We start from the raw sequence: 25,377 nt of genomic DNA on the forward strand, positions 1-25,377 counted from the left end.
CTCGAAGGGCTAGTGCAAAAAAGTTGAAAAGCTCCCGAACGGGAGAAAAGTACAAAAAAGGGGGCATTGCGCCCCCGATAACAATCAGCCCCTCAGCTGTACGTTGCCGTCTTTCACGCGGACGTCATAGTGCTTCACAGAGTGGCTTTCATCTTCCATGCAGTGTCCGTCGCTTAAACGGAAACGCTGTTTTTTCAGTGGACTCGCCACCCACAGTTCGCCCTGATGCTCCGCGATCAAACCGCGCGACAGTACGCTTGCCTGAAAGAACGGGTCGATATTGCTGATCGCAAAGACCTGTTCGTCATGACGAGGGCGGAAAATGGCGACCTGTTCCGTCCCCAGCAGGGCACAAACGCCGGTCGCTGGGATGATGTCGTTAACTTTGCAGATGTTTACCCACTGGCTCATACGTTTTCCTCCACCAGAGTCACCGGAATGCGCTCGTATGGTGTCGCCGGACGATGCTGCTCACGCTCAGGAACAATCTGTACGTTCGGATCGCGCTGGGCGCTGTTGATAAAGTGTTTGAAGCGCACCTGCGCCGCCGGGGAATTCACGGTCTCAGTCCACTCGCAAATCACGGCGTCGCGCAGACGGGCCATTTCGGCTTCCAGCGCATCGTTCAGACCCAGTTTGTCGTCGATAATGACCGATTTCAGGTACTCAATGCCGCCTTCCAGATTGTCCAGCCAGGACGCTGTGCGCGTCAGCTTATCGGCGGTGCGGATGTAGAACATCATGAAGCGGTCGAGGTAGTTCAGCAGGGTTTCGCGATCCAGATCCGCTGCCAGCAGGTCTGCGTGACGAGGTTTCATCCCGCCGTTACCGCAAACGTACAGGTTCCAGCCTTTCTCGGTCGCGATGATGCCGACGTCTTTGCCCTGGGCTTCCGCACATTCACGGGTACAGCCGGAGACGCCAAACTTCATTTTGTGCGGCGTACGGATGCCTTTGTAGCGGTTTTCCAGCTCAACGCCGAAGCCCACGCTGTCGCCAACACCGTAGCGGCACCAGGTGCTGCCCACGCAGGTTTTCGCCATACGTAACGCTTTGGCGTACGCGTGACCGGTTTCGAAGCCCGCTTCGATAAGTTGACGCCAGATTTCCGGCAGGTCATCTTTCTGCGCACCAAACAGGCCGATACGCTGGGAACCGGTGATTTTGGTGTACAGGTTGAATTCACGCGCCACGCGGCCAACAGCCACCAGTCCTTCCGGCGTAATTTCCCCCCCGGCAGAACGCGGGATCACGGAGTAGGTGCCGTCTTTCTGGATGTTGGCCAGGAAGTTGTCGTTGGTATCCTGCAGCGGCGTATGTTCTGGTTTCAGAACATATTCGTTCCAGCAAGACGCCAGCAGCGAACCGACGGTCGGTTTACATACTTCACAGCCATAACCCTGACCGTGTTTTTCCAGCAGTTCGTCAAAGGTCTTAATGCCTTCAACGCGGATGAGATGGTAAATCTCCTGACGTGAATACGAGAAGTGTTCACACAGGTTGTTGTTCACTTCGATGCCCTGTTTCGCCAGTTCGGCATTCAGCACCTGAGTGACCAGCGGAATACAACCGCCGCAGCCGGTACCGGCTTTGGTTTCGGCTTTCAGCGCCGCAACGGTGTGGCAGCCTTTGTTGATCGCGGAGATCAGCATGCCTTTGGTGACGTCGAAGCAGGAACAAATTTGCGCGCTGTCCGGCAGTTTATCCACGCCGATTGACGGCTTACCGTTGGAGGCATGCGCAGGCAGAATCAGCGCATCCGGGTTTTCTGGCAGCTCGATGGCGTTCAGAACCAGTTGCAGCAGATTGCCGAAATCGGTGGTGTCGCCCACCAGCACCGCACCCAGCAGGGTTTTATTATCCGGGCTGACGATCAGACGTTTGTAGACTTCTTTGCTTTCATCGAGATAAACGTAGCTGCGGGAGTTCGGGGTGCGGCCATGCGCGTCGCCGATACCGCCCACGTCCACGCCGAGCAGTTTCAGCTTGGCGCTCATGTCTGCGCCGACGAAGGCGTTTTCGTTACCCAGGATATGGTCAACGGCGACCTGCGCCATTTTGTAGCCAGGGGCGACCAGACCGTACACGCGGTTGTTCCAGCTTGCACATTCGCCGATCGCGTAGATATCCGGATCGGACGTCTGGCACGCATCGTTAATCATGATGCCGCCGCGCTGCGCCACGGCCAGACCGCACTGGGTCGCCATTTTATCGCGCGGGCGAATACCGGTAGAGAAGACGATAAAGTCCACTTCCAGCTCGCTGCCATCGGCAAAGCGCATGGTTTTGCGCGCTTCGGTGCCTTCCTGAACGATCTCTTTGGTGTTTTTGCTGGTGTGAACTTTCACACCCATGCTTTCGATTTTACGGCGGAGCTGGTCGCCACCCATGTGGTCGAGTTGTTCAGCCATCAGCATCGGGGCAAATTCGATGACGTGGGTTTCGACGCCTAAGTTTTTCAGTGCGCCTGCCGCTTCGAGGCCGAGCAGACCGCCACCGACTACCGCACCACGTTTACTGCGGCGCGCGCAGGATTCGATCGCTTTCAGGTCTTCGATGGTACGATATACGAAGCAATCCTGTGTTTCCGAGCCTTTGATCGGCGGGATCCATGGGTATGAGCCAGTCGCCATAATCAGCTTGTCGTAAAAAACCGTGCGTCCGGCACTGGAGTGGATCACTTTTTCCTGACGGTTAATGGTGATGGCGCGTTCGCCGACCAACACGTTAACGCCATGCTTCTCGTAGAAACCTTCACGGACCAGAGAAAGTTCTTCAGCAGTGTGGTGGGAGAAGTAGGAGGACAGGTGCACACGATCGTACGCCTTACGGGGTTCTTCACAGAAGACGGTAATATCAAACTGGGTCGCGTCCGCTTTATCGAGAAGATCCTCAATAAAGCGATGGCCGACCATGCCGTTACCAATGATAGCGAGTCTGACTTTGCTCATTTTTGCCTCGATTTCTTTTCTATTACTGCCTACCTTAACGATTCAGCAAAGGCGCTTATTGATGCAAATCAAATACGCCTTCAACTACTCCTTAGTGAGTAGATCGCTGATTTGTCAGGATTTTTCTAAGTGGCGGAAATAACTCGCTTTTAATAAGCGCTGAATTTGTGTACAAAATTTGAGGTTAATCTGCAAAAGTTCGTACTCCCAAATTTCAGAAGTGTTTTTCAGGGGAAAGGTATGTCTACATCACCGCTTTGGCTGGTTCAGAACGTTCGGTTACCGCAGCAAGATGGGTTATGGCAAATCGCCATTGAGAATGGCCGTTTTGGCGAAATAACCCCGATGGGTGATGCGCCCGATGAGAGCCACGAAGTCCTCAACGCCCGTGGCGGCCTGGCGATTCCACCGTTTATTGAACCGCATATTCATCTCGATACCACTCAGACGGCCGGTGAGCCGAACTGGAACCAGTCTGGAACCCTTTTTGAGGGCATCGAACGCTGGGCGGAACGTAAAGCGTTGCTCAGCCATGACGATGTCAAAGCGCGTGCGTGGAAGACGTTGAAATGGCAAATGGCCAACGGCATTCAGTTTGTTCGCACTCACGTTGACGTTTCTGACCCTACGCTGACGGCGCTAAAAGCGATGCTGGAAGTGAAGCAGGAGGTGGCACCGTGGATAACGCTGCAAATCGTTGCTTTCCCGCAGGAGGGGATTCTTTCCTATCCCAACGGTGCGGCGCTGCTTGAAGAAGCGTTACAGCTCGGCGCAGACGTGGTCGGCGCCATCCCGCATTTTGAATTCACCCGCGAATACGGCGTGCAGTCGCTGCACATCGCGTTTGAACTGGCGAAAAAATATGATCGCCCGCTGGATATTCACTGCGACGAAATTGACGATGAGCAGTCACGATTTGTCGAAACAGTTGCCACGCTGGCCTACGAGGCAGGGATTGGATCGCGCGTCACCGCCAGCCACACCACCGCGATGCACTCCTACAATGGGGCATACACCTCGCGGCTGTTCCGCTTGCTGAAAATGTCCGGCATCAACTTTGTCGCTAACCCACTGGTGAACATTCATTTGCAGGGGCGTTTTGACGATTACCCGAAACGCCGTGGGATTACGCGCGTGAAAGAGTTACAGGAAGCGGGTATCAACGTCTGCTTCGGTCATGACGATGTTTTCGACCCGTGGTATCCGCTGGGGACGGGTAACATGCTGCAAGTGCTGCACATGGGGCTACACGTCTGTCAGATGATGGGTTATCAGCAGATCGACAGCGGACTGAATTTAATTACCCACAACAGCGCGCGCACGTTTGGGCTGACGGATTACGGTATCAAAACCGGCAACCCGGCGAATCTGATCATATTACCTGCGGAAAGTGGTTTTGACGCGGTGCGCTGCCAGGTGCCGGTGCGCTGGTCGATTCGTCAGGGGAGAGTGATTGCGACGACGCAGCTGGCGCAAACCTGGATTCAGACGGATAGCGGGGGAGAAGAGGTGAGTTTTAGTCAAAAACAGCCCCTTCGCTGAGCGCAAAGGGGCGTAAGGGTTAGTGCGAAGCCGCTACCGTGTTGTGCTGGCGGTGGCGGGTCACAAAGCCCAGAATCAGACACATGACAAACACCACGGCATACAGACCATTAGAGGTTTGCAGCGCCGCCAGCGGGCCGCTGTGCGCCACAATCGGGCCAGTCACCACGAAGGTCAGCATGGTGCCGATGGTCCCGCAGGTCAGCACAAAGTTCACAAGTTTAGGTGAGGCCACTTTGGTTTGCAGAGAGCCGAGGGTGATGATTGAGGTATAAATCGCGCTGGAGAAGAAACCGAGCGTCAGAATAAACCACGCCATATGCTCAGGCGCACCGTTGATAAACAGATACATCAGCACGGTTGCCAGACCCGCCAGCACGGTCAAAATGCGCTGCAAATCGAAGAAGCGCAGGATGAAGCTAAACGCCCACATGCCGAACATGTATGACATCCAGAAATCGCTCACCAGTTTGCCCGCGTCGTTCAGGCTCATGCCCAGGCCTTTTGCGTATTCCGGAACCCAGGAGATAAAGCCCAGCTGGCCGAGGATATAGCACAGCGCCGTAACGGACAGGAACAGAACGCCGATCCCCCATTTCTCTTTTGCGACAGGCTGCGTGCTCTGCTCCGCCTTTTTACCCAGGACCGGGAATTCACAGCCGAAGGTCAGCACAAAAATAGCCACGTAGACCAGCCCGATACAGGCGTAAACCCAGTACCACTCGATGCTGCGCGCCAGCAGAACGGCGGCCACCATGGGGAAAATCATCCCCGCCATACTGAAGAAGGAGTCGGTGAATAGCAGGCGTGCGCCGCGCTGACGGCCTTCATACATGTGGGTAATCAGGAACGTACCGATGGACATAGTGATCCCGCTGACCAGGCCCAACACAAACATTGAGGCGGAGAACAGCGCGATACTGTGGCTGACCATCAGTCCCGCCACGGCAGCGACCATCAGGACAAAGCCGAAACGCAGCTGGGTTTTCAGCGGCACGATTTCCATCAGCCAGGCATTCAGGAAAATGGAGATCAGGATACCGGCATTGAGGAAGGTAAAGGTGTTACTCATGCTGGAAACAGGGAGCTGGAAATAGTTGGCGATATCACCCATCACCATTCCGGTGACGATCACCAGTGCGCCGGTCAGGGCGTACGAGAAGAAGCTAATCCATGTGAGCTTAATGCGATTGCTGTTAGTCATGTCTGGCCTGTGAATTTACCCGGGTACTTCACGCTGCAGAGGCGTTTTCCGCCTGCCTGCGACACGAATTAATGCAGGTAATGAAAAGTAAAACGCGTTGACCGCGCCGTGTGCGCAGGGATTTTAATCATTAAAGTGATCCATACAAATGTTTTATGAAAATTAAGATCTGCATTGCAACTGTCAATGTGATCTGAGTCACTTTGATGTAAGCCGGTTTCCACTCTTTTTACGGTTACAACTGTTTCAAATTCGTAAAATTAGGTAAAAGGCTGGCCTCCATCCATACTGCTCTTTAGAATCAAGCCACTTGCCTTTTTTACTGCGCTTTGTTAAGGAATTCTCATGCTCAAATCAACTCTGGCGGCTGTCGCGGCTGTGTTTGCCCTCTCTGCTGTTTCTCCTGCTGTTCTGGCAGCGAAAGGCGACCCCCATGTTTTGCTGACAACGTCTGCCGGGAATATTGAGCTGGAACTGAATAGCCAGAAAGCTCCTGTATCGGTGAAAAACTTCCTCGATTACGTGAACAATGGTTTCTATAACAACACCACGTTTCACCGTGTGATCCCGGGGTTCATGCTCCAGGGTGGCGGATTTAACGAGCAGATGCAGCAAAAGCAGCCGAATGCGCCAATCAAAAACGAAGCCGACAATGGTCTGCGTAACACGCGTGGCACCATTTCGATGGCCCGTACTGCGGACAAAGACAGCGCCACCAGCCAGTTCTTCCTGAACGTTGCGGACAACGCTTTCCTCGATCACGGCCAGCGCGACTTCGGTTATGCGGTATTCGGTAAAGTGGTAAAAGGCATGGATGTGGCCGATAAAATCTCTCAGGTCCAGACGCACGACGTCGGTCCTTACCAGAATGTACCGACAAAACCGGTCGTTATTCTGTCCGCAAAAGTTCTGCCGTAACCCTTTTCTCTGCGGGCGGTTCTCGCCCGCATCATTTTGCGTCTCCCTGCGAAAGCGCGTTTTGCTGCTTATACTTGTGGCAAACGGACATATCAGGGAGGCGTTAAGTGAAAAAACTCACCGACAGGCAAAAATCCCGTCTCTGGGAACAGCAGCGCAACGTAAACTTTCAGGCCAGTCGGCGTCTGGAAGGTGTCGATAGCCCGCTCGTCACGCTAAATGCAGCAGACGCTCAAAGCCGTCTTGAGGAACTCAGGAGGCACTATGAGCGATAAAATCGGTGACGATCGCGATCCGTACCTCTATCCCGGCCTGAACGTGATGCGCAATAAGCTCAATATCCGTCAGGCGGAGCGCCTTGCGCAGGCCTCGTATGAACTCACGGCCTTACGCGCCGCAACTCTACCCCTTGGGCCGCCCGCACCCGGTTTGCCGCACCTGTGCGCCATTCATCGCCATCTTTATCAGGATATTTTCGACTGGGCGGGTGATATCCGTGAAGTCGATATTTATCAGGGTGATACGCGATTCTGTCATTTCGCGTATATCGAAAAAGAAGGCAATGGTCTGATGCAAGATCTTGAGGAAGAGGGCTATCTTGTCGGACTTGAGAAAAGGGAGTTTATCGCCCGTCTCAGCCATTACTATTGCGAGATCAACGTCCTGCATCCGTTCCGGATTGGTAACGGGATCGCGCAACGTGTCTTTTTCGAGCAACTGGCCATCCACGCGGGGTATCAGCTGAGCTGGAAAGACATCGAACCCGATTTCTGGTCTGCAGCTAATCAGAGCGGGGCCATGGGCGATTTAACCGACCTGACGACCATCTTTGCCAAAGTAGTGAGCGAAGCGCGGGAAACTGAGTAGAATAGGGCGGCTAATTTTTGGAGCCGCCATGATTCTGCTGATTGATAATTACGATTCATTTACCTGGAACCTGTACCAGTACTTTTGTGAACTGGGTGCTGAGGTGGTGGTCCGACGTAATGATGAGGTGACGCTGGCAGATATCAACGCGCTGGCACCGCAGAAAATTGTCATTTCGCCAGGGCCTTGTACCCCGTCTGAATCGGGTATTTCGCTCGATGTTATCCGCGATTTTGCTGGCAAACTGCCAATTCTGGGCGTCTGCTTGGGGCATCAGGCGATCGGCCAGGTCTTTGGCGCGACAATCGTTCGTGCCGCAAAAGTGATGCACGGCAAAACCTCTCCGGTGACGCATACCGGAACCGGCGTATTTCGCGGTCTGAACAATCCCCTCACGGTGACGCGCTATCATTCGCTGATAATTGACCCGCCCACGCTACCCGATTGCTTTGACGTGACCGCCTGGAGCGACACCCAGGAGATCATGGGCATTCGTCACCGCGAATGGGATCTCGAAGGCGTGCAGTTCCATCCGGAAAGCATCCTGAGCGAACAGGGCCATCAACTGCTGGCTAATTTCCTCCATCGTTGATTGGTTATTGCTTTGTTGTGATTTTTTATGCATATTTTGTGATTATATTTTCACTGTTAATGTGACATAAAATGGATGGGCATGACATGGCAACTGAACAATCTGCAATTACACGCGCAACTTTCGATGAAGTTATCCTGCCGATTTATGCACCGGCTGAGTTTATCCCGGTAAAAGGGAAAGGCAGCCGCGTGTGGGATCAGCAGGGCAAAGAGTACGTTGATTTTGCGGGTGGTATTGCGGTGACGGCGCTGGGGCATTGCCATCCTGCTCTGGTCGAGGCGTTAAAAACGCAGGGCGAAACCCTGTGGCACACCAGCAACGTGTTCACTAATGAACCCGCGCTGCGTCTGGGGCGCAAAATTATCGACGCCACGTTTGCCGAGCGCGTTCTTTTCATGAACTCAGGTACCGAAGCTAACGAAACTGCGTTCAAGCTGGCGCGTTACTACGCGTCTACGCGTCATAGCCCGTACAAAACCAAAATTATTGCTTTCCATAACGCCTTCCACGGCCGCTCGCTGTTTACGGTTTCCGTCGGCGGACAGCCGAAGTATTCCGATGGATTTGGCCCAAAACCTGCCGACATCATCCATGTGCCGTTTAACGATCTCCACGCCGTAAAAGCGGTAATGGACGACCACACCTGCGCGATTGTGGTTGAGCCGATTCAGGGCGAAGGCGGTGTAATGGCGGCGACGCCAGAGTTCCTGAAAGGCCTGCGTGAACTGTGCGACGAACATCAGGCGCTGCTGGTGTTTGATGAAGTGCAGAGCGGAATGGGGCGTACCGGCGATCTGTTTGCTTACATGCATTACGGCGTGACGCCGGACATTCTGACCAGCGCCAAAGCGCTCGGCGGCGGCTTCCCGGTCAGCGCCGTGCTGACGACGCAGGAGATCGCGTCGGCATTCCATGTAGGATCTCACGGTTCGACCTACGGCGGGAATCCGCTGGCCTGCGCTATCGCTGGCGCGGCGTTTGATATTATCAACACGCCAGACGTGCTGAACGGCGTGAGCGCGAAACGCGAACAGTTTGTGAAACATCTTCAGCAGATCGATGCGCAGTACGATGTGTTCAGTGATATTCGTGGAATGGGGCTGCTGGTTGGCGCGGAACTGAAGCCACAATATCAAGGCCGCGCGCGTGATTTCCTCCATGCCGCTGCGCACGAAGGGGTGATGGTGCTGAATGCCGGACCGGACGTCATGCGCTTTGCGCCGTCGCTGGTGATTGAAGCACAGGATATTGACGACGGTATGGCGCGCTTTGCCGCAGCCGTTGGGAAAATCGTTAAGGGTTAATTGGATTCACGCCGCAACAGGCGCGTTAACCAAATACCGTGATGTGGGCGTTGTCGCCATGCCACCGACGAAATGGTGTGCATGGTGCTCAGATGCCCGAGTATACGCTGTAAGTGCTGTTCCAGCGTGCTCATCGGACCGTAGGTGAGCGTTTCGGGCCCTTCAAGAATATTAATATCCCCCGATTCCCCCGGCGCGTCATATTCCAGGCGCTGCTGACACCGCTGCAACGCAATTTCACACGACTGCAAATAGCGCTGCGCCAGATCCGGCGTCAGCATCGTATGCTCGCGCGCCAGCGTGGTCATCGCGTTGATATGTTCAACGATGAACTGGCTGTGGGTGACCCAGAGTTTCATATCGGCCAGATAGTGCGAATTAAAGCCCGGCTCTTGCATGGCTTGGTTCAGCGAGTTAAACAGCGCGTTATGAGCCTGATTGACCTTCATGCGCTGGTACGCCAGCGGCGACGGCTGCGGATCGGCGCTGAGGATCAGGCGAATAGCCTGCTGGTCGGCCTCGAGCGCATCGTGAGCATTCTGGCGCAACAGCCCGCTTTGCCACTGCGGCCACAGCCAGACCATGCCGCCAAACGCAATCAGACAGCCAATCAGCGTATCCACCAGTCGGGCGACAATAAACTGTTCGCCATTCAGGGTAAGCAGTTGCAGGGTATACACCGCGGTGACCGTAAAGCCGACCATTGCCCAGCCATAGTTTTTACGGATAAACAGATAGCTGACCAGCGTGATAAGCAGCATGCCCGCCAGGGTATAACCGTCCGGAACGTGGAAGTGCAGCGTGACGCCCGCAATCACCAGGCCGGCAATAGTCCCGCCCGCCCGGTGCAGGATCCGCACGCGCGTCGCGCCATAGCCGTTCTGCGTCACGAACAGCACAGTCATTAAAATCCAGTAGGGCTTGGGTAAATGCAGCGCCACGCCCATCAGGCTGGCGATACTCAGCATCACGCTAATGCGCGCCGCATTTCTCAGGGCAGAGGATTTAAAAGACAGATAGCTTTTCAGCGCTGGCAGTAGCGGCAGCCGTTTCTGCTTATCCGCCATCAGGTCACGGGAATAGAGCGGACGTTGGGTGCGCAGCACGCGTGCGATGCGGCTGAAATGCCATGCGCAGAACTGCCCGACCGGGTTATCCGGATGCTGACGGGCGATTTTCTCCAGCGCGCCTAATGGCTTATCCATGGTAAAGCGCGTGGGATAGCGGTGATAAAGAATATCGTCAGCCAGCACGCGCAGACGCGCCGCGACCGTCTGGGCATTCCAGCGGATCACCGCTTCGGCATGGCTACGCTCCACCAGTTTTTGCACTTCCTGCGGATGATGCAGGCTGACGGAGATATGTTCCTGGAGATCCAGCCCTACCTGAAACGTGCGCAGCAGCCGTTTGTATTCATGATTTTTATTGGCCGCCAGCATGTGCAACTGTTGATAACACTGGCTGATTAAATCGACCACTTTTTGCTGACGCGTCAGCAGCGGCGGCAGCGCCTTTTCCGGGTCGGTATGCTGCGTCAGCAGGGTGTATTTTGCTTCGCAGTAATCAGCGAGCTGAACGTAGAGCAGGCTTAAGGATTCGCGCAAAGGCTGCTCGCGCCACATCCAAAACCAGAACCAGTTGAATAATCCGTACCATAGCGTGCCAAACGCGTAGATCAGCAGCGGTTCCCAGACGGGCATATTCCCGGCGAGGCTGAGGGTGAAAATCGAGGCAATTAGCGAAGCGGGGAGCAATCGGGCATGCAGAGAACTGATTTCCGCCGTCACGCCGAGCGTGAGTGCCAGCACGGTTAAAATCAGCGGCAAGGGGATATCGCGCGCCAGCAAAAGCTGTACTGCCAGGCTACATCCGGCAAACAGCGATCCGCCAATAATCAGGCGTTTGAAAAAGCGTTTATGCGGCGTATCGAGACCGGCAATGTTACAGCAGGCAGGGACGAGGGAAAAAAGCAGACCGTGTTGCAGGTGACCCAGAATCAAACCGACGGCCACGGGGAGACATAACACCAGCGTTTGCCGAAGTGCGTAGTTAACTTCCGGGTGATAGATCAGCCTGCGCCACATAGATGCCAGAGACAAAAACGGCGTGACACCTTGCGATGGCACGCCGTTCGACCGGAATTAACGCGTTCCGTAAACCACGATAGTTTTACCGTGGGCGGAGATCAGGTTCTGATCTTCCAGCATTTTCAGGATACGGCCAACGGTTTCACGGGAGCAACCGACGATCTGACCAATTTCCTGACGGGTAATTTTAATTTGCATGCCGTCAGGGTGAGTCATAGCGTCAGGCTGTTTCGCCAGGTTCAACAGCGTTTGCGCGATGCGGCCGGTCACATCCAGGAAGGCGAGGTTACCCACTTTCTCGGAGGTGATTTGCAGGCGGCGAGCCATCTGCGAAGACAGGCGCAACAGAATATCCGGGTTAACCTGAATCAACTGACGGAATTTTTTGTAGGAGATCTCAGCCACTTCACAGGCCGATTTTGCACGTACCCAGGCGCTACGTTCCTGGCCTTCTTCAAACAGGCCCAGTTCGCCGATGAAATCGCCCTGGTTCAGATAAGAAAGGATCATCTCTTTTCCTTCTTCATCTTTAATAAGCACTGCCACCGAGCCTTTGACGATGTAATACAACGTTTCCGCTTTTTCACCCTGGTGAATCAGCGTGCTCTTCGATGGGTACTTATGAATATGGCAATGAGACAAGAACCATTCGAGAGTCGGGTCTGTTTGCGGTTTGCCAAGCACCATGCGCTGTTATCCTCTGTTATAAGCTGTCACCAGAGTCATAAATCGCATCCTGACTCTGGGGTTGCAATCGAATTCTTCCCCGTACCTGGGAATTAGGCTGTCATAAATGTTTGCAGCCTGTAATGTTTGATGTCCTCTGCATACATGTGTAACGTCAATGTATTACTGTAGCATCCAGAGTGTTTTAGCATAGCTTTTGCCGCGTGTCTCCTGGTGTCTCGCTTCAGCATGACGCAGGTCGACTTCCGTTGCGAGAATTGTAACGCACGGGTAATCTGTCCGGAAAAATGCAACGTCGGAGTGAATAAAATGCAAGCGCGTGTGAAATGGGTTGAAGGTTTAACGTTCCTCGGCGAATCCGCTTCAGGACACCAGATTTTGATGGATGGCAACTCCGGCGATAAAGCGCCAAGTCCGATGGAAGTGGTGCTGATCGCGGCGGGTGGATGCAGTGCCATCGACGTGGTCTCGATTCTGCAAAAAGGGCGTCATGACGTCACCGATTGCGAAGTGAAGCTGACATCAGAGCGTCGCGAAGAAGCGCCGCGTCTGTTTACGCACATCAATCTGCACTTCATTGTGACCGGCAAAGCGCTGAAAGATGCCGCGGTTTCCCGTGCGGTGGATCTTTCTGCGGAGAAGTACTGCTCGGTCGCGTTGATGCTGGAAAAAGCGGTGAAAATCACGCATTCGTATGAAGTGATTGAAGCGTAAGCGTTGACGAGATTTAGCCCTCTCCCATGAGGAGAGGGAATAAGATCATTCGATCTTTTTGCCTTCCATCAGCCGTTGCACCAGCGGCATCATGATCAGCTCCATCGCCAGTCCCATTTTCCCGCCCGGCACGACCAGCGTATTTATGTGCGAAATAAACGACCCCTGCAGCATTGCCAGCAGCCACGGATAATCAATATCTTCCAGATTACGGAAGTGAATCACCACAAAGCTTTCGTCGAGCGACGGAATCGTTTTGGCGGCGAAGGGATTTGACGTGTCCACTGTAGGCACGCGCTGGAAGTTGATGTGCGTGCGCGAAAACTGCGGCGTCAGGAAGTTAATATAATCTTCCATTGAGCGTACCACTGAATCCATGACTGCCTCACGCGAGTGGCCGCGCTCGCTGGTGTCGCGGGTGAGTTTCTGGATCCACTCCAGGTTGACGATAGGCACCACGCCGACCAACAGATCGACATGCCGCGCCACATCCTGTTGCGGCGTTACCACGCCGCCATGCAATCCTTCGTAAAACAGCACATCGGTTGGTTCCGGAAGCGGCTGCCACGGCGTAAATGTGCCCGGCACCTGGTTCCACGGCACGGCTTCGTCATAGGTATGCAGATATTTACGCGATTGCCCTGTGCCCGTATGGCCGTACTCGGCAAAGGTTTGTTCCAGCAAACCGAAGTCGTTGGCGTCTGGCCCGAAGTAGCTGATGTGTTTGCCGAGATCGCGCGCCTTGCGGATCGCCATGTCCATTTCAGGGCGGGTATAGCGATGAAAACTGTCGCCTTCTACCTCGGCGGCACGCAGGTTGAGCTGCGCGAAAATCTTACGAAACGCGAGGCTGGTGGTCGTGGTTCCCGCACCACTTGAACCCGTAACGGCAATAACCGGATGTCTGGCTGACATAGCAACTCCCTGACTGGAATGATGAAGCGATCAGCCGCGAAACTGATTGCGCGGCATGATGTTGACGGTTTCGTGCAGTTCAGACCACACCAGCAATATCTCGCCATTTTGTAGCTGCCGTTTCACATCGGCGACCTTTTGTTCAAGCGAGCGTTCATGTTCACCATAATCGGTGCCTTCGCGTAATACAAAGCTTTCAATCAGGCTGTCCAGCGTTTCGGGAGCCAGATCTTGCCAGGGAATCATCATCGTGTTTTTTCCAGCCAGGGGGTTAACCAGTCGGGGATACGCGTTTCCAGCCACATTTTCGGACGCCGTAACGTACCGCCGATAAAACCAACGTGGCCGCCATGTTCGGTCAGCTGATACTGCACGTTTGCGGGCAAATATCCCGGTGCCGGAATCGAATGGTGATCCATAAAGGGATCGTCTTTCGCATGGATGATCAGCGTCGGTTTGGTTATCTGATTCAGCAACGGCATGGCGCTACACTGACGATAATAGTCTAGTGCGTCAGCAAAACCGTGGATCTTCGAGGTGATCAGATCGTCAAACTCCCGCAAACGGCGCATGCGCTTGAGCTGTTGCAGGTTGATTGGCAGCGTGTCGGGATAGGCTTTCAATTTGCGTGCCGCGTTGGCTTTCAGCAAATTCAGCAGATAGCGCTGATACACGCGCGAAAAGCCCTTTTCCATATGATAGCTGCACTGCTCCAGCATAAACGGCGCGGAGACGATCACCGCCGCGTCCAGCGGCACGGCGTTACTCTCTTTTGCCAGCAGGCAGGCCAGCATATTGCCACCCAGCGAATAGCCTACCGCTGCGGTAGGGGCCGCGCCGTAAGTCTTCGCCAACCAGTATAAAAACCAGGTGCCGTCTTCTGTTTCGCCGGAATGATAAATCCGCTCGCGACGGTTTGGCTCACCACTGCATCCGCGAAAATGCATCACCACACCGAGCCAGCCGCGCGCTTTTGCCGCGTGGATCAGGCCGTGCGCATACGGGCTGTGCAGGCTGCCTTCCAGCCCGTGGAACACCACCAGCCGGGGTTTATGCCTGGCCTGGTCGGGATCTTCGCTCCACGCTAAATCGACGAAATCGCCGTCCGGCAGGTCGAGGCGCTGCCAGTGCGGGTCAAATTGCAGTTTACGGCGCAGGAGCCGTGGCAGCATGGTTTGCAGATGCGGGTTAGCGACGCCGCGCATTGGTACGAATTCGGCGCTCTCTTCACACGCGATATCAAAGTCTGATGGAATAATTTGGGTCATAACGATGCGATGTTCACTCTTGTCAGCCTTAACTATACCTGCCGAAGCGGATCCTGTTTACGAAAATGAGGCGGTGTTGACCTCCGATTCAGCTAATTCCTGCCTGAGCTAGCGTTTTTTTCCGAAACATTATCTGATCTTGATCATATATATTCATTCTGATTATTACTCTCAGGCTAATGATTCACCTCTACGCTTAATTGATGCCTTTCTCACCAGAGCGCACACTTTACTCAGCGTTAAGCAAATCAAAATGATGTGCTGAATCAGGAGGTTAATAATGTTATCTGGGCAAACTCCACCCCGGGTCTGGAACTCACGCCGCACAGAGAAAGCGCGCCGTCTGGCTTCCATTCCGGTGCAGGGCAAAGTACTGCCAACCGACGATTTCGTCGCCATGCTGGAAAAACTGATCGCCCCAGGCGACAAAGTCGTGCTGGAAGGCAACAACCAGAAGCAGGCAGATTTTCTGTCCCGCTCACTTGCTGAAGTGAACCCGCAAATCGTCCATGACCTGCATATGATTATGCCGAGCGTCGGGCGCAGCGAGCATCTCGATATCTTTGAAAAGGGCATCGCCCACAAGCTTGATTTCTCCTTCTCCGGTACGCAAAGTCTGCGCATTTCGCAGCTGCTGGAAGACGGTCTTCTCGAAATCGGCGCTATCCACACCTACATCGAACTTTACTCCCGTCTTTACGTGGATCTCTCGCCAAACGTGGCGCTGATTGCCGGTTTCAAAGCCGACCGAAAAGGCAATCTGTACACCGGCGCAAGCACCGAAGACACGCCCGCGCTGGTTGAAGCCGCTGCGTTCCATGACGGTATCGTCATTGCGCAGGTCAACGAGCTGGTCGACGACGAATGTGACCTGCCGCGTGTGGATATCCCCGGTTCCTGGATTGACTACGTGGTGGTGGCGGACAGACCGTTCTTTATCGAACCGCTGTTCACCCGCGACCCGCGCCTGATCAAGCAAGAACATATTCTGATGGCGATGATGGCGATTAAAGGCATCTACGCAGAACATCAGGTCCAGTCCCTGAACCACGGGATCGGGTTTAACACCGCCGCGATTGAACTCCTGCTGCCCACCTACGGCGAACAGCTCGGTCTGAAAGGCAAAATCTGTAAGCACTGGACACTGAACCCGCATCCGACGCTGATCCCGGCGATTGAGAGTGGCTGGGTCGAAAGCGTGCACTGCTTCGGCGGCGAGCTGGGCATGGAAGAGTACATCCGCGCGCGCCCTGACGTGTTCTTTACAGGGGCCGACGGCTCGATGCGATCTAACCGCGCGTTCTGCCAGCTGGCAGGCCAGTACGCGGTCGATATGTTTATCGGCTCCACGTTGCAGGTGGATGGCGATGCCAACTCCTCAACGGTGACGCGCGGTCGTCTCTCTGGCTTTGGCGGTGCGCCAAACATGGGCCACGATCCGCACGGTCGTCGTCATGCGACGCCTGCCTGGCTGAACATGAAAACCGAACCTGACCCAATGCAGCGCGGTAAAAAGCTGGTGGTGCAGATGGTCGAAACATTCCAGGCGGGTGTAAAACCGACCTTCGTCGAAAAACTCGATGCCATCGAAGTGGCGAAATCCTCCGGAATGCCGCTCGCGCCGGTGATGATTTATGGCGATGACGTCACCCACGTCCTGACGGAAGAGGGGATCGCTTACCTGTATCGCGCCGAAAGTCTGGAAGAACGTCGGGCAATGGTTGCGGCGGTCGCCGGGATCACTGATATCGGCCTGGGCGTTGACGCCAAACGCGTCGCGGCGCTGCGTCAAAGCGGCAAAGTGGTATACCCGGAAGACATGGGCATTCGCCGCACTGACGCCACGCGTTCCCTGCTGGCGGCCGGTAGCGTGTCGGATCTGGTCGAATGGTCCGGCGGTCTTTACAACCCACCTGCGAAATTCCGGAGCTGGTAATGAAACTTCTGCCCCAGATTCAGGTTGAAGGCGGTGCCGAATGGCTGGCGCGAACCGCCACGCAGTGTCTGATTGACGAAGCACGATTAAGCCCGAAACCCGGTCTGGTGGACAGTCGGGGGAACGGCGCGCACCACGATCTCACGCTCGCTCTGATGGAGCGCTCTGCGCAAAGTTTAACGCCGACGTTCCAGGCGCTGGCGCTGCAAAGCTGGCAGCGCCCGGCAGATATTTCGCTTCGACAAACTATAGGGCGGCTGGGACGCGAAGGCGAACAGCAGATGATGGCGGCGACAAACGGCGTCAACACCCATCGCGGGGCGATTTGGGCGCTGGGTCTGCTGGTCAGTGCGGTCGCCATGCTTGGCGGCGATGCCAAACCGCAGACCGTCGCAGCAACCGCCGCTGAACTGGCGAAACTGCCTGATGACGCCGCACCGAAAGTCTTCAGCAAAGGTCTTCGCGCCACGCATCGTTACCGTGTTCCGGGCGCGCGCGAAGAGGCGCAGCAGGCGTTTCCGCACATTATTCAGCGGGCATTGCCGCAGCTTCGGCTCAGCCGACTCAACGGCAGCAGCGAAACGCACAGCCGGCTTGATGCGCTGATGGCGATCATGACCACCCTCACCGATACCTGCGTGTTGTCTCGTGCCGGAATGGAAGGGCTGGACGCCATGCAAGACGGTGCGCGTGCGGTGCTGAGCGCAGGCGGTACGGCGCAACCTGACGGACAGCGCGCGCTGGCAGCGTTAGATCGCCACATGCTGGCGCTCAACGCATCGCCCGGAGGTGCGGCCGATCTGCTTGCCGCGACGCTGTTTCTTGATCGCATAGAGTCGCCTTATTCACAGCATTAAGAGGATGTTATGGAAAAAATCACATTGACCGTGCCAGCCAGCCGCGTAGTGAGCGGCAGGGCGCTGGCAGGGGTTGTCGGCTCCGGTGACATGGAGGTGTTATTCACCGCCGACCCGAGCCAGACGTTAACCATCGAAATCACCACGTCTGTCGATAACAGCCGTAGCCGCTGGGAAGCGCTGTTCAACCGTCTGCAAACTGTGAGCAGCTTGCCTGCCGGGACGCTGACGATCCACGATTTTGGTGCCACACCTGGCGTGGCGCGCATCCGTATCGAACAGGTTTTTGAGGAGGTGAGCTATGCGTGACGATCGCAGTTTTATCGAATTAAAAGCGCGTCAGCGTGCGCATGCCCTGCTGGACGACGGCAGCTACCGCGAACTGTTGGACCCGTTTGAAGGCATCACCTCTCCGTGGCTGGCCGCGCAGGGCATCGTCCCGCAGGCGGATGACGGCATGGTGGTGGCGAAAGGCACTATCAACGGCAAACCGGCCGTGGTTGTGGCGATTGAGGGCGCGTTCCAGGGCGGCAGCATGGGCGAAGTGTCCGGTGCCAAAATGGCGGCGGCGCTGGAGCTGGCGGCGGAAGATAACCGCAACGGCATTCCGACGCAGGCGGTATTAAGCCTCGAAACCGGTGGCGTGCGTTTGCAGGAAGCCAATCTCGGTCTGGCGGCGATTGCTGATATCCACGCCGCGATCGTCGATTTGCGTCGCTACACGCCGGTTGTGGGCATTGTCGCCGGGACCGTCGGCTGCTTCGGTGGGATGTCTATCGCGGCGGCGCTGTGCAGCTACCTGATCGTGACCCGTGAAGCGCGTCTCGGCCTGAATGGCCCGCAGGTTATCGAGCAGGAAGCGGGGATTGAAGAGTACGACTCTCGCGATCGTCCGTTTATCTGGAGCATGACCGGCGGCGAAATTCGCTACCAGAGTGGTCTGGTGGATGCGCTGGTGGGCGACGGCGTGAACGCGGTGAAACAGGCGATGAACGACGCGATTGCGAAAGGCGTTCCGGCGAAACATCGCACCGATAACTACGACGACTATCTGGCGCGTCTGTCGAATTTTGACACCCGCAAACAGGCGGATACCGAACAGATCACCGCGCTTTTTGCCCGGGAGGTGAAATGATGACTCATTCAACAAGCCGTGGCGAATTATGGCTGCAAACCCTGGCCCCCGAGGCAAAACGTCTTGAAGGCCTGTGCCCGTCCGTGCAGGCGGCAGACTGTGAAATAAACGGCGAAGCGGTACGTTTTATTGCCGTAGTACCGGATGCCAATAACCACTTTCCGCGCGCTGCGCTGGGCGAAGTGGGCCTGATGGAAGGCTGGACGCTGGCGAAAGTGGTGAGTGAAACCGTGGCCGCCGATGCGGATAAAGCCGTGAAGCGCCCGATTGTGGCGGTGATTGATGTGCCAAGCCAGGCGTATGGCCGTCGTGAAGAGGCGTTCGGGATTCACCAGGCGCTGGCCGGTGCGGCTGCGGCGTATGCCAACGCGCGTCTGGCCGGTCATCCGGTGATTGGGCTGATCGTCGGCAAAGCGATGTCGGGCGCGTTTCTGGCGCACGGCTATCAGGCTAACCGTCTGATTGCCTTCAACGACAAAGGCGTGCTGATTCATGCGATGGGCAAAGAGTCCGCCGCGCGGATCACCCTGCGTACCGTCGAGGCGCTGGAAAAACTGGCGGCCACCATTCCGCCAATGGCGTACGACATCAGTAATTACGCCACGTTGGGGCTGCTCGAAAACTTACTGGATATCAGCAACCCCGATGCGCCATCGGAAAACGATGTGGCACAGGTGACATCCACCCTGCAACAGGCCATCAACGACGCACGTCAGGACACCACGCTAAAAAGCCGTTTGGGTGCTGACAATCGCCGCAGCTCTGCTCTCGTTCGTGAACGCATGCGAGCAAGCTGGTAAGTAGAAAAAAGAGACCTGCCAGAGGCATTTCCCCGCGGGCGTAGCGATTGCGCCCGTGCGGGAGCGTGCATTCTGAAAATAATAATCATCGCGCCAGTGCTAAAACTTTTTTACTACAGGTGATTTATGACTTACGTAATTGTTCATGCTCTTGCACCGATTTTCATCATCATGCTGCTGGGATTCTGGGCCGGTAAGGCAAAGATGGTTGATAACAAAAATGTTTCCCTGCTCAATATTTTCGTCATGGATTTTGCTCTGCCCGCCGCGCTGTTCAGTGCGACGGTACAAACGCCGTGGACCGGTATTGTGGCGCAGTCGCCGCTGATTCTGGTGCTGACGCTGGCGATGTGGGTGACCTATGTGGGCATCTATTTCCTCGCCACCAAAGTCTTTAAAAAATCGCCGCAGGATGCCGCGGTGCTGACGCTGACCGTTGCGTTGCCAAACTACGCTGCGCTGGGCCTGCCGATTCTGGGCAGCGTGCTGGGCGAAGGGTCTGCGACATCGCTCTCCGTGGCGGTCTCCATCGCCTGCGGATCCGTGCTGATGACGCCGTTCTGCCTGCTGATTCTGGAGCGTGAAAAAGCGCGTGCCGAAGGCGCGAATACCGGTTCAACGCTGTCGATGCTGCCCGTGCTGATGTGGCGTTCAATCAAAAAACCGATTGTGATGGGGCCGCTGCTGGGTGTGATTTTGTCTGCGATTGGCATCAAAATGCCGGAGCTGGTGCTGGCCGCGATTAAACCGCTGGGCCTGGCGGCAACGGCTGCCGCGCTGTTCCTGACGGGCGTTATCCTGTCTGCGCGTAAATTGCAGATCAACACCATGGTGATTAGCGCCACCATCACCAAGCTGCTGATTCAGCCAGCGATTGCGTGGGGTATCGTGCTGATTTTCGGTCTGCACGGTTCCGTGGCGATCACCGCAATCCTGATGATTGCGCTGTCTGCCGGTTTCTTTGGCGTGGTCTTCGGCAACCGCTTTGGCGTGCAGTCCCCTGATGCAGAAGCGGTGCTGCTGTTAAGCTCGGTCCTGTGTATCCTGTCGTTGCCGCTGTTTATCTCACTGACTTCAGGAATGTAATCATGACCGCAACATTACGCCCGCACGATCTTATCTGGCTTACCGCGCGTGACGCGCTGGAAGGTATCACCGAATCCTGGGTGGATAGCGTGTGGCATACCGGTTTGCCTGTGGTGGTGCGGCGTGATGTTGATGATGCAGGACGAATTCCTGTCGGCGTGCGTGGTTTAAAACGCGACCAGCGCGCGGCGGGATGGGTGAACGCTGCGTGCGTGTCACGCGTGGTATCTCCGGAAGATCTCAGCGCTCAGGGCGATCTGCTGCGCTCACCTTTTATTACTCAGCCGCCGGTTCAGGTAGCGCTTCAACTGGCTCAGCAGGCGTGGCCGTGGACGTGGGGCATCACCGGAAGCACGGGTTATGCGCTGGCGACCGGCATTCCGGTTATCCACGCCGACAGCGATCTCGATCTGCTGATCCGTGCGCCGCAGCCCTTGTCAGCGGCGGCTTTCGAACGCTGGCAGTCTCAGCTCAGCAGCGCCCTTTGTCGCGCCGATACGCAGGTAGAAACGCCGCTTGGTGGCTTTGCGCTGAACGAATGGCTGCGCGACGGTAAAGCGTTGCTGAAAACACGTCGTGGGCCGCGCCTGATTGCCGACCCATGGCACAGGGAGGAATGATGAAAATTCTGTTTACCTTTCCGGGGCAGGGGACGCAGCATCCTGGCATGTTGCAGAACCTGCCGGGAACGGAGATGGCGCAGGCACGAGAAGTGCTGGGTGCAGAAGTCGATTCACTGGATTCACCCGACGCCTTGCAGCACACCCGTGCGGTTCAGCTCGCGCTGCTTATCGCCGGCGTGGCGTGGGCGCGTGAATTACAGCGTCGTGGTGTTTCACCCGATATCGTCAGCGGTTTGTCCATCGGCGCGTACCCGGCGGCGGTGATTGCCGGCGCGCTGGCGTTTAGCGATGCGCTCAAACTGGTGGCATTGCGCGGCGATCTGATGGAACAGGCGTATCCGCACGGCTATGGCCTGACGGCGATTATGGGGCTGACGCTAACGCAGGTGGAAAATCTTATTGAGGGGAGCGGAACCTATATCGCGAATCTCAATGCCGAAACACAGATTGTGATTGCCGGTTCTGACGACGCCATGGCGCAGGTGGCGAAACGCGCCCTGGAGAGAGGGGCGAGTAAAGCGCACCGGCTCGCCGTGAGTGTGCCGTCACATTGCGAACTGCTGGATACCCCTGCGCAAAAGCTGGTGGAGGCGTTTAGTCATGTCACGCTTTCTCGTCCACGCTGCGCGTATCTCAGCGGCAGTACCGGACGCGTGCAGTGGACGCCGGAAAAGATTGCCGACGATCTCGCGATGAACATGGCGCGGACGGTGCGCTGGCAGGAGGCGGTGATTTCCGCCAACGAACGCGAGGCACGACTGGCGATTGAGATGCCGCCCGGCGGCGTATTGACCTGTCTGACGCGCCAGGCCGCGTGGGAAGGGGAGTCGATTTCGCTGGAACGCAGCGGCATTGATGTGGCGGTCCATCTGGCGCAACGCCTTAGAGCGTAGCGTTTTGCTCCCGGCTGCGGGCGTACATTCGGCCTTCCGCGGCCAGCGCTCGCAGGCTCGGGTCTTGCTCGCGGTTACGCGCGAAGACAATGGCGATCAATTGCTGCATTTGATACGGCTGCGCCAGCTTGAGCAGTTGCACGGAATTTTCGTACACCTTTTTCATTCTGCCCGGCATCAGCGTAAAGCCAACACCCGCCTGCACCAGACTTAACATCGAGAAAATGTCGTTAACCCGCGTCACGATCTCCGGCTCGAAACCGGCGATGTGGAACGCCTCCTGAAAGCCTGCGTACGTCGCAAAGCCTTCCGCCAGCGAGACAAACTTCTGATCTTTGTAGTCGCGCAAATCGGCCAGACCGTTGCCGATCAGCTTTGCTGACGCGGGCGCGGCAAGGAAGATATCGTCGTGGAACAAGGGTAAAACTTCGAGGCTGTTGCGGTCGATATCACTTTCGGAGAGGGAGATCAGAATCGCGTCCAGCGAGCCTTCTTCCAGCAGATGCAGCAGCATTTCGTTAGAGCCCATCGTCAGATCCATTTCCAGATCCGGACGGCGTAGCTTCATGCCCATAATCAGGCGCGGAACGGTTTCCATTGTCAGCGAATAGAGCGTGCCGACGCGCAAACGTCCCTGGCCGATACCGGCGATTTTACGCGCTTCGTCCAGGCCGCGATCCATTACCTGCATCACTTCCTGGCAATACTCCAGCAGCGTCCATGCGGAGGGCAGCGCAATCAGATTGCGCCCTTTATGCGTGAACAGCGGGCAGCGCACGTTCTCTTCCAGCGTGTGCAGCGCACGGTGAACGCTGACCCCGCTGAGGCCGAGCGTTTCTGCGGTGCGCGCGATGTTGCCCTTTTCCATAAAGGTCATGAATATGCTGAGCTTGCGAAAAGTGATTTCGCTGGTGATGTCGATACTCATAACCCTCCGGGTCGTGCGTTAGTCGCTTTGCAGCATGGCTTCTAGCTGTTCCTGCGCATCCAGCCACGCCATTTCGCAATCCTCAAGACCGGATTTGGCTTTTGCCTGAATTTGCAAACATTCGGTCAGTTCCGCTTTGCGGCTCTGATCGTACAATCCGCTGTCGCCCAGTTTCTCTTCGACGGTCGCCAGTTTTGCGTGCAGTTTTTCCAGCTCTTTTTCCAGACGCGCGATCTCTTTACGCAGTGGCTGCGTTTGGGTGCGCAGCTCCGCTTCGCGACGCTTCTGATCTTTGCGCGACTGGGCGCTGTTGGCGTTGTCTTTCGCATCGTCAGACGGCTGATTTTCTTGCTTCTGCACGTCGGTCAGCCACTGCTGATAATCTTCCAGATCGCCATCGAACGGCTCGACTTTGCCGTCGTGCACCAGGTACAGATCGTCAGTGGTGGAGCGGATCAGGTGGCGATCGTGCGAAACGACGACCAGCGCGCCTTCAAACTCGATGAGCGCTTCGGTCAGCGCCTGACGCATGTCGAGATCCAGGTGGTTGGTTGGCTCATCGAGCAGCAGCAGATTCGGGCGTTGCCAGACGATCAGCGCCAGCACCAGACGGGCTTTTTCGCCGCCGGAGAAACGCTCGGTGATTTCGGTGACTTTATCGCCCTGGAAGCCAAAGCCGCCGAGATAATCACGCAGCTTTTGTTCCATTTCCTGCGGGGCAAGGCGCGCCATGTGCTGAATCGGTGATTCATCTGCGCGTAAAAATTCCAGCTGATGCTGGGCGAAGTAGCCAAGCTTAATGCCTTTTGCCAGGCCGATATCGCCGCTCACCGGATTGAGTTCGCCCGCCAGCAGTTTAATCAGCGTGGATTTACCCGCGCCGTTACGCCCCAGCAGACCGATACGTGAACCCGGCACCAGGTTGAGCTTGATGGAATCCAGAATAATGCGATCGCCGTAACCTGCGCTGACCTTTTCCATTTTCAACAGCGGATTCGGCAGGCTCTCGGGCGCGCGGAAGCTGAAGTGGAACGGGTTGTCGACGTGCGCAGGGGCGATCATCTCCATGCGCTCAAGCATTTTAATGCGGCTCTGAGCCTGCTTGGCTTTGGAGGCTTTGGCTTTGAAACGGTCAACAAAGCTTTGCAGATGCGCCACGCGCTGCTGCTGGCTTTCGTACATCGACTGTTGCTGTGACAGGCGAGTGGCGCGCTGGCGCTCGAAAGAGCTGTAGTTGCCGGTGTATTCGAACATCGACTCTTGTTCGATGTGAATGATTTTATCCACCACCGGATCCAGAAAATCACGGTCGTGGGAGATCAGAATCAGCGTGCCCTGATAGCTTTTCAGCCATTTTTCCAGCCAGATAACCGCATCGAGATCGAGGTGGTTAGTCGGCTCATCGAGCAGCAGTAAATCAGAGCGACACACCAGCGCCTGCGCCAGGTTCAGGCGCATACGCCAGCCACCGGAGAAGTCACTCACGGGGCGTTCGAGCTGTTCGTTGCTAAAACCCAGGCCGTGCAGCAGGCTGGAGGCGCGAGAGCGGATGGTCCATGCGTCGATGGCGTCCAGCTTGCCGTGAACGGTGGCGATGGCGTGGCCATCGTTACGCTCGTTGGCGGCGTTCAGCTCGGCTTCCAGCTTGCGGTATTCGCGGTCGCCGTCGATTACGTACTCAAGCGCCGGGACGCTCAGGGCAGGCGTTTCCTGGTTAACCCAGGCCAGTTGCCAGTTGCCAGGATAGGTGAAGCTGCCCGCATCGGCGCTCATTTCGTTTTTCAGAAGCGAAAGCAGAGTGGATTTGCCGCAGCCGTTTTTGCCCACCAGGCCGACTTTTTGGCCAGGATTAATGGTGGCAGTAGCGTTGTCCAGCAGGACGCGTACGCCGCGACGAATTTGTAAGGAGGAGAAAACAATCATAGAGCGCCGTGTATTCCGACTATGTTAGGTTGTCATTATAATCAGGTTAAAAATCTGTCCCATCAGGCTGTGTATTCAACAATGACGCGTGAGGGGCCAGACTGAATGAATAATGCCGCGCATGGCGCGGGTGTGCCATGGTAG

At 56.0% G+C, this 25,377-nt stretch carries 24 protein-coding genes and 1 pseudogene; 15 read left to right on the forward strand and 10 right to left on the reverse strand.

Annotated features, from left to right (window positions below; translation table 11 throughout):
* Positions 1-84: 84 nt before the first annotated feature.
* Together nirD and nirB are read right to left on the reverse strand one after the other, a co-directional pair.
* The gene (gene nirD / locus AC07RN_RS17925; RefSeq protein ID WP_015960755.1) at positions 85-411 is read right to left on the reverse strand and encodes a nitrite reductase small subunit NirD; all 327 of its coding nucleotides are present in this window, start codon (positions 409-411) and stop codon (positions 85-87) included.
* On the reverse strand, positions 408-2,951 hold the full coding sequence (gene nirB / locus AC07RN_RS17930; protein WP_015960754.1) for a nitrite reductase large subunit NirB: 2,544 nt from the start codon (positions 2,949-2,951) through the stop codon (positions 408-410). Before nirB ends, nirD begins: the two co-directional genes overlap by 4 nt.
* Positions 2,952-3,191: 240 nt before the next feature.
* Here nirB and AC07RN_RS17935 point away from each other — a divergent pair.
* Positions 3,192-4,509 (forward strand): annotated as a pseudogene (locus tag AC07RN_RS17935) (cytosine deaminase).
* A gap of 3 nt (positions 4,510-4,512) precedes the next feature.
* On the opposite strand, the gene tsgA reads toward AC07RN_RS17935, so the two are convergent.
* Complete coding sequence (gene tsgA, locus AC07RN_RS17940; RefSeq protein ID WP_478336976.1) at positions 4,513-5,697, reverse strand: MFS transporter TsgA; 1,185 nt, start codon at positions 5,695-5,697, stop codon at positions 4,513-4,515.
* 345 nt (positions 5,698-6,042) lie between these two features.
* Between tsgA and ppiA the strand changes: the two genes are divergently transcribed.
* The 5 genes from ppiA (at position 6,043) to argD (ending at position 9,381) form a co-directional block, all read left to right on the forward strand.
* Entirely contained in the window at positions 6,043-6,615 is a 573-nt protein-coding gene (gene ppiA / locus AC07RN_RS17945; protein ID WP_015960751.1) for a peptidylprolyl isomerase A, read from the forward strand.
* Positions 6,616-6,722: 107 nt separating this feature from the next.
* Entirely contained in the window at positions 6,723-6,890 is a 168-nt protein-coding gene (locus AC07RN_RS17950) for a YhfG family protein (protein ID WP_407438627.1), read from the forward strand.
* Complete coding sequence (locus AC07RN_RS17955) at positions 6,880-7,482, forward strand: putative adenosine monophosphate-protein transferase Fic (RefSeq protein WP_478336977.1); 603 nt, start codon at positions 6,880-6,882, stop codon at positions 7,480-7,482. The genes AC07RN_RS17950 and AC07RN_RS17955 overlap by 11 nt, the downstream gene beginning before the upstream one ends.
* Positions 7,483-7,510: 28 nt before the next feature.
* Positions 7,511-8,074, forward strand: a complete 564-nt coding sequence (gene pabA / locus AC07RN_RS17960) for an aminodeoxychorismate synthase component 2 (RefSeq protein ID WP_015960749.1) — start codon at positions 7,511-7,513, stop codon at positions 8,072-8,074.
* Between the two features lie 86 nt (positions 8,075-8,160).
* A complete protein-coding gene (gene argD, locus AC07RN_RS17965; protein WP_478336978.1) occupies positions 8,161-9,381 on the forward strand; it encodes a bifunctional acetylornithine/succinyldiaminopimelate transaminase in 1,221 nt (406 codons plus the stop codon).
* Here the strand turns inward: argD and AC07RN_RS17970 are convergent.
* Together AC07RN_RS17970 and crp are read right to left on the reverse strand one after the other, a co-directional pair.
* Positions 9,378-11,465: a YccS/YhfK family putative transporter gene (locus tag AC07RN_RS17970; RefSeq protein WP_235135790.1), complete on the reverse strand. Its 2,088-nt coding sequence runs from the start codon at positions 11,463-11,465 to the stop codon at positions 9,378-9,380. The two genes, argD and AC07RN_RS17970, sit on opposite strands and share 4 nt — an antisense overlap.
* Before the next feature lie 57 nt (positions 11,466-11,522).
* Positions 11,523-12,155: a cAMP-activated global transcriptional regulator CRP gene (gene crp, locus AC07RN_RS17975; RefSeq protein ID WP_015960746.1), complete on the reverse strand. Its 633-nt coding sequence runs from the start codon at positions 12,153-12,155 to the stop codon at positions 11,523-11,525.
* A 309-nt stretch (positions 12,156-12,464) separates the two neighbouring features.
* Between crp and AC07RN_RS17980 the strand changes: the two genes are divergently transcribed.
* Complete coding sequence (locus tag AC07RN_RS17980) at positions 12,465-12,869, forward strand: OsmC family protein (protein ID WP_478336979.1); 405 nt, start codon at positions 12,465-12,467, stop codon at positions 12,867-12,869.
* A gap of 45 nt (positions 12,870-12,914) precedes the next feature.
* On the opposite strand, the gene AC07RN_RS17985 is transcribed toward AC07RN_RS17980, so the two are convergent.
* Genes AC07RN_RS17985 through AC07RN_RS17995 form a run of 3 tightly spaced genes read right to left on the reverse strand, consistent with a single transcriptional unit; the run spans position 12,915 to position 15,052 of the window.
* Complete coding sequence (locus tag AC07RN_RS17985; protein WP_235134186.1) at positions 12,915-13,784, reverse strand: phosphoribulokinase; 870 nt, start codon at positions 13,782-13,784, stop codon at positions 12,915-12,917.
* Between the two features lie 30 nt (positions 13,785-13,814).
* On the reverse strand, positions 13,815-14,033 hold the full coding sequence (locus tag AC07RN_RS17990) for a YheU family protein (RefSeq protein WP_015960743.1): 219 nt from the start codon (positions 14,031-14,033) through the stop codon (positions 13,815-13,817).
* Positions 14,030-15,052, reverse strand: coding sequence for a hydrolase (locus tag AC07RN_RS17995; protein WP_478336980.1), 1,023 nt, complete (start codon positions 15,050-15,052; stop codon positions 14,030-14,032). The genes AC07RN_RS17990 and AC07RN_RS17995 overlap by 4 nt, the downstream gene beginning before the upstream one ends.
* Positions 15,053-15,332: 280 nt before the next feature.
* Here AC07RN_RS17995 and mdcA point away from each other — a divergent pair, with 280 nt between their 5' ends.
* The 8 genes from mdcA (at position 15,333) to mdcH (ending at position 22,382) form a co-directional block, all read left to right on the forward strand.
* Entirely contained in the window at positions 15,333-16,988 is a 1,656-nt protein-coding gene (mdcA, locus tag AC07RN_RS18000) for a malonate decarboxylase subunit alpha (protein ID WP_478336981.1), read from the forward strand.
* Positions 16,988-17,845, forward strand: a complete 858-nt coding sequence (locus AC07RN_RS18005) for a triphosphoribosyl-dephospho-CoA synthase (protein ID WP_041689546.1) — start codon at positions 16,988-16,990, stop codon at positions 17,843-17,845. Before mdcA ends, AC07RN_RS18005 begins: the two co-directional genes overlap by 1 nt.
* Positions 17,846-17,854: 9 nt before the next feature.
* Positions 17,855-18,154: a malonate decarboxylase acyl carrier protein gene (mdcC, locus tag AC07RN_RS18010; protein WP_015960739.1), complete on the forward strand. Its 300-nt coding sequence runs from the start codon at positions 17,855-17,857 to the stop codon at positions 18,152-18,154.
* The gene (locus AC07RN_RS18015; RefSeq protein ID WP_133632421.1) at positions 18,147-18,980 is read left to right on the forward strand and encodes a biotin-independent malonate decarboxylase subunit beta; all 834 of its coding nucleotides are present in this window, start codon (positions 18,147-18,149) and stop codon (positions 18,978-18,980) included. The genes mdcC and AC07RN_RS18015 overlap by 8 nt, the downstream gene beginning before the upstream one ends.
* Complete coding sequence (gene mdcE, locus AC07RN_RS18020) at positions 18,980-19,780, forward strand: biotin-independent malonate decarboxylase subunit gamma (RefSeq protein WP_478336998.1); 801 nt, start codon at positions 18,980-18,982, stop codon at positions 19,778-19,780. The genes AC07RN_RS18015 and mdcE overlap by 1 nt, the downstream gene beginning before the upstream one ends.
* A 126-nt stretch (positions 19,781-19,906) precedes the next feature.
* Positions 19,907-20,866, forward strand: coding sequence for an AEC family transporter (locus AC07RN_RS18025; protein WP_478336982.1), 960 nt, complete (start codon positions 19,907-19,909; stop codon positions 20,864-20,866).
* A 2-nt stretch (positions 20,867-20,868) separates the two neighbouring features.
* The gene (locus AC07RN_RS18030; protein WP_478336983.1) at positions 20,869-21,486 is read left to right on the forward strand and encodes a malonate decarboxylase holo-ACP synthase; all 618 of its coding nucleotides are present in this window, start codon (positions 20,869-20,871) and stop codon (positions 21,484-21,486) included.
* Positions 21,486-22,382 carry a malonate decarboxylase subunit epsilon gene (gene mdcH / locus AC07RN_RS18035; RefSeq protein WP_478336999.1) on the forward strand — a complete coding sequence of 299 codons (897 nt, stop codon included), beginning with the start codon at positions 21,486-21,488 and terminating at the stop codon, positions 22,380-22,382. The genes AC07RN_RS18030 and mdcH overlap by 1 nt, the downstream gene beginning before the upstream one ends.
* Here mdcH and AC07RN_RS18040 read toward each other — a convergent pair.
* Positions 22,372-23,310, reverse strand: a complete 939-nt coding sequence (locus tag AC07RN_RS18040) for a LysR substrate-binding domain-containing protein (protein ID WP_133632418.1) — start codon at positions 23,308-23,310, stop codon at positions 22,372-22,374. The genes mdcH and AC07RN_RS18040 overlap by 11 nt on opposite strands.
* A gap of 18 nt (positions 23,311-23,328) precedes the next feature.
* Positions 23,329-25,233, reverse strand: coding sequence for an ABC transporter ATP-binding protein (locus AC07RN_RS18045; protein ID WP_015960732.1), 1,905 nt, complete (start codon positions 25,231-25,233; stop codon positions 23,329-23,331).
* Positions 25,234-25,377: the final 144 nt, after the last annotated feature.

It is taken from the genome of Lelliottia sp. GFLA7 (assembly GCF_056490165.1).

Excerpts from the sequence above, each read along its gene's own strand:
- nirD (WP_015960755.1), bottom strand. The coding sequence starts at position 411 with ATGAGCCAGTGGGTAAACATCTGCAAAGTTAACGACATCATCCCAGCG.
- nirB (WP_015960754.1), bottom strand. The coding sequence starts at position 2,951 with ATGAGCAAAGTCAGACTCGCTATCATTGGTAACGGCATGGTCGGCCAT.
- tsgA (WP_478336976.1), bottom strand. The coding sequence starts at position 5,697 with ATGACTAACAGCAATCGCATTAAGCTCACATGGATTAGCTTCTTCTCG.
- ppiA (WP_015960751.1), top strand. The coding sequence starts at position 6,043 with ATGCTCAAATCAACTCTGGCGGCTGTCGCGGCTGTGTTTGCCCTCTCT.
- AC07RN_RS17955 (WP_478336977.1), top strand. The coding sequence starts at position 6,880 with ATGAGCGATAAAATCGGTGACGATCGCGATCCGTACCTCTATCCCGGC.
- pabA (WP_015960749.1), top strand. The coding sequence starts at position 7,511 with ATGATTCTGCTGATTGATAATTACGATTCATTTACCTGGAACCTGTAC.
- argD (WP_478336978.1), top strand. The coding sequence starts at position 8,161 with ATGGCAACTGAACAATCTGCAATTACACGCGCAACTTTCGATGAAGTT.
- AC07RN_RS17970 (WP_235135790.1), bottom strand. The coding sequence starts at position 11,465 with ATGTGGCGCAGGCTGATCTATCACCCGGAAGTTAACTACGCACTTCGG.
- crp (WP_015960746.1), bottom strand. The coding sequence starts at position 12,155 with ATGGTGCTTGGCAAACCGCAAACAGACCCGACTCTCGAATGGTTCTTG.
- AC07RN_RS17980 (WP_478336979.1), top strand. The coding sequence starts at position 12,465 with ATGCAAGCGCGTGTGAAATGGGTTGAAGGTTTAACGTTCCTCGGCGAA.
- AC07RN_RS17985 (WP_235134186.1), bottom strand. The coding sequence starts at position 13,784 with ATGTCAGCCAGACATCCGGTTATTGCCGTTACGGGTTCAAGTGGTGCG.
- AC07RN_RS17990 (WP_015960743.1), bottom strand. The coding sequence starts at position 14,033 with ATGATGATTCCCTGGCAAGATCTGGCTCCCGAAACGCTGGACAGCCTG.
- AC07RN_RS17995 (WP_478336980.1), bottom strand. The coding sequence starts at position 15,052 with ATGACCCAAATTATTCCATCAGACTTTGATATCGCGTGTGAAGAGAGC.
- mdcA (WP_478336981.1), top strand. The coding sequence starts at position 15,333 with ATGTTATCTGGGCAAACTCCACCCCGGGTCTGGAACTCACGCCGCACA.
- AC07RN_RS18005 (WP_041689546.1), top strand. The coding sequence starts at position 16,988 with ATGAAACTTCTGCCCCAGATTCAGGTTGAAGGCGGTGCCGAATGGCTG.
- mdcC (WP_015960739.1), top strand. The coding sequence starts at position 17,855 with ATGGAAAAAATCACATTGACCGTGCCAGCCAGCCGCGTAGTGAGCGGC.
- AC07RN_RS18015 (WP_133632421.1), top strand. The coding sequence starts at position 18,147 with ATGCGTGACGATCGCAGTTTTATCGAATTAAAAGCGCGTCAGCGTGCG.
- mdcE (WP_478336998.1), top strand. The coding sequence starts at position 18,980 with ATGACTCATTCAACAAGCCGTGGCGAATTATGGCTGCAAACCCTGGCC.
- AC07RN_RS18025 (WP_478336982.1), top strand. The coding sequence starts at position 19,907 with ATGACTTACGTAATTGTTCATGCTCTTGCACCGATTTTCATCATCATG.
- AC07RN_RS18030 (WP_478336983.1), top strand. The coding sequence starts at position 20,869 with ATGACCGCAACATTACGCCCGCACGATCTTATCTGGCTTACCGCGCGT.
- mdcH (WP_478336999.1), top strand. The coding sequence starts at position 21,486 with ATGAAAATTCTGTTTACCTTTCCGGGGCAGGGGACGCAGCATCCTGGC.
- AC07RN_RS18040 (WP_133632418.1), bottom strand. The coding sequence starts at position 23,310 with ATGAGTATCGACATCACCAGCGAAATCACTTTTCGCAAGCTCAGCATA.
- AC07RN_RS18045 (WP_015960732.1), bottom strand. The coding sequence starts at position 25,233 with ATGATTGTTTTCTCCTCCTTACAAATTCGTCGCGGCGTACGCGTCCTG.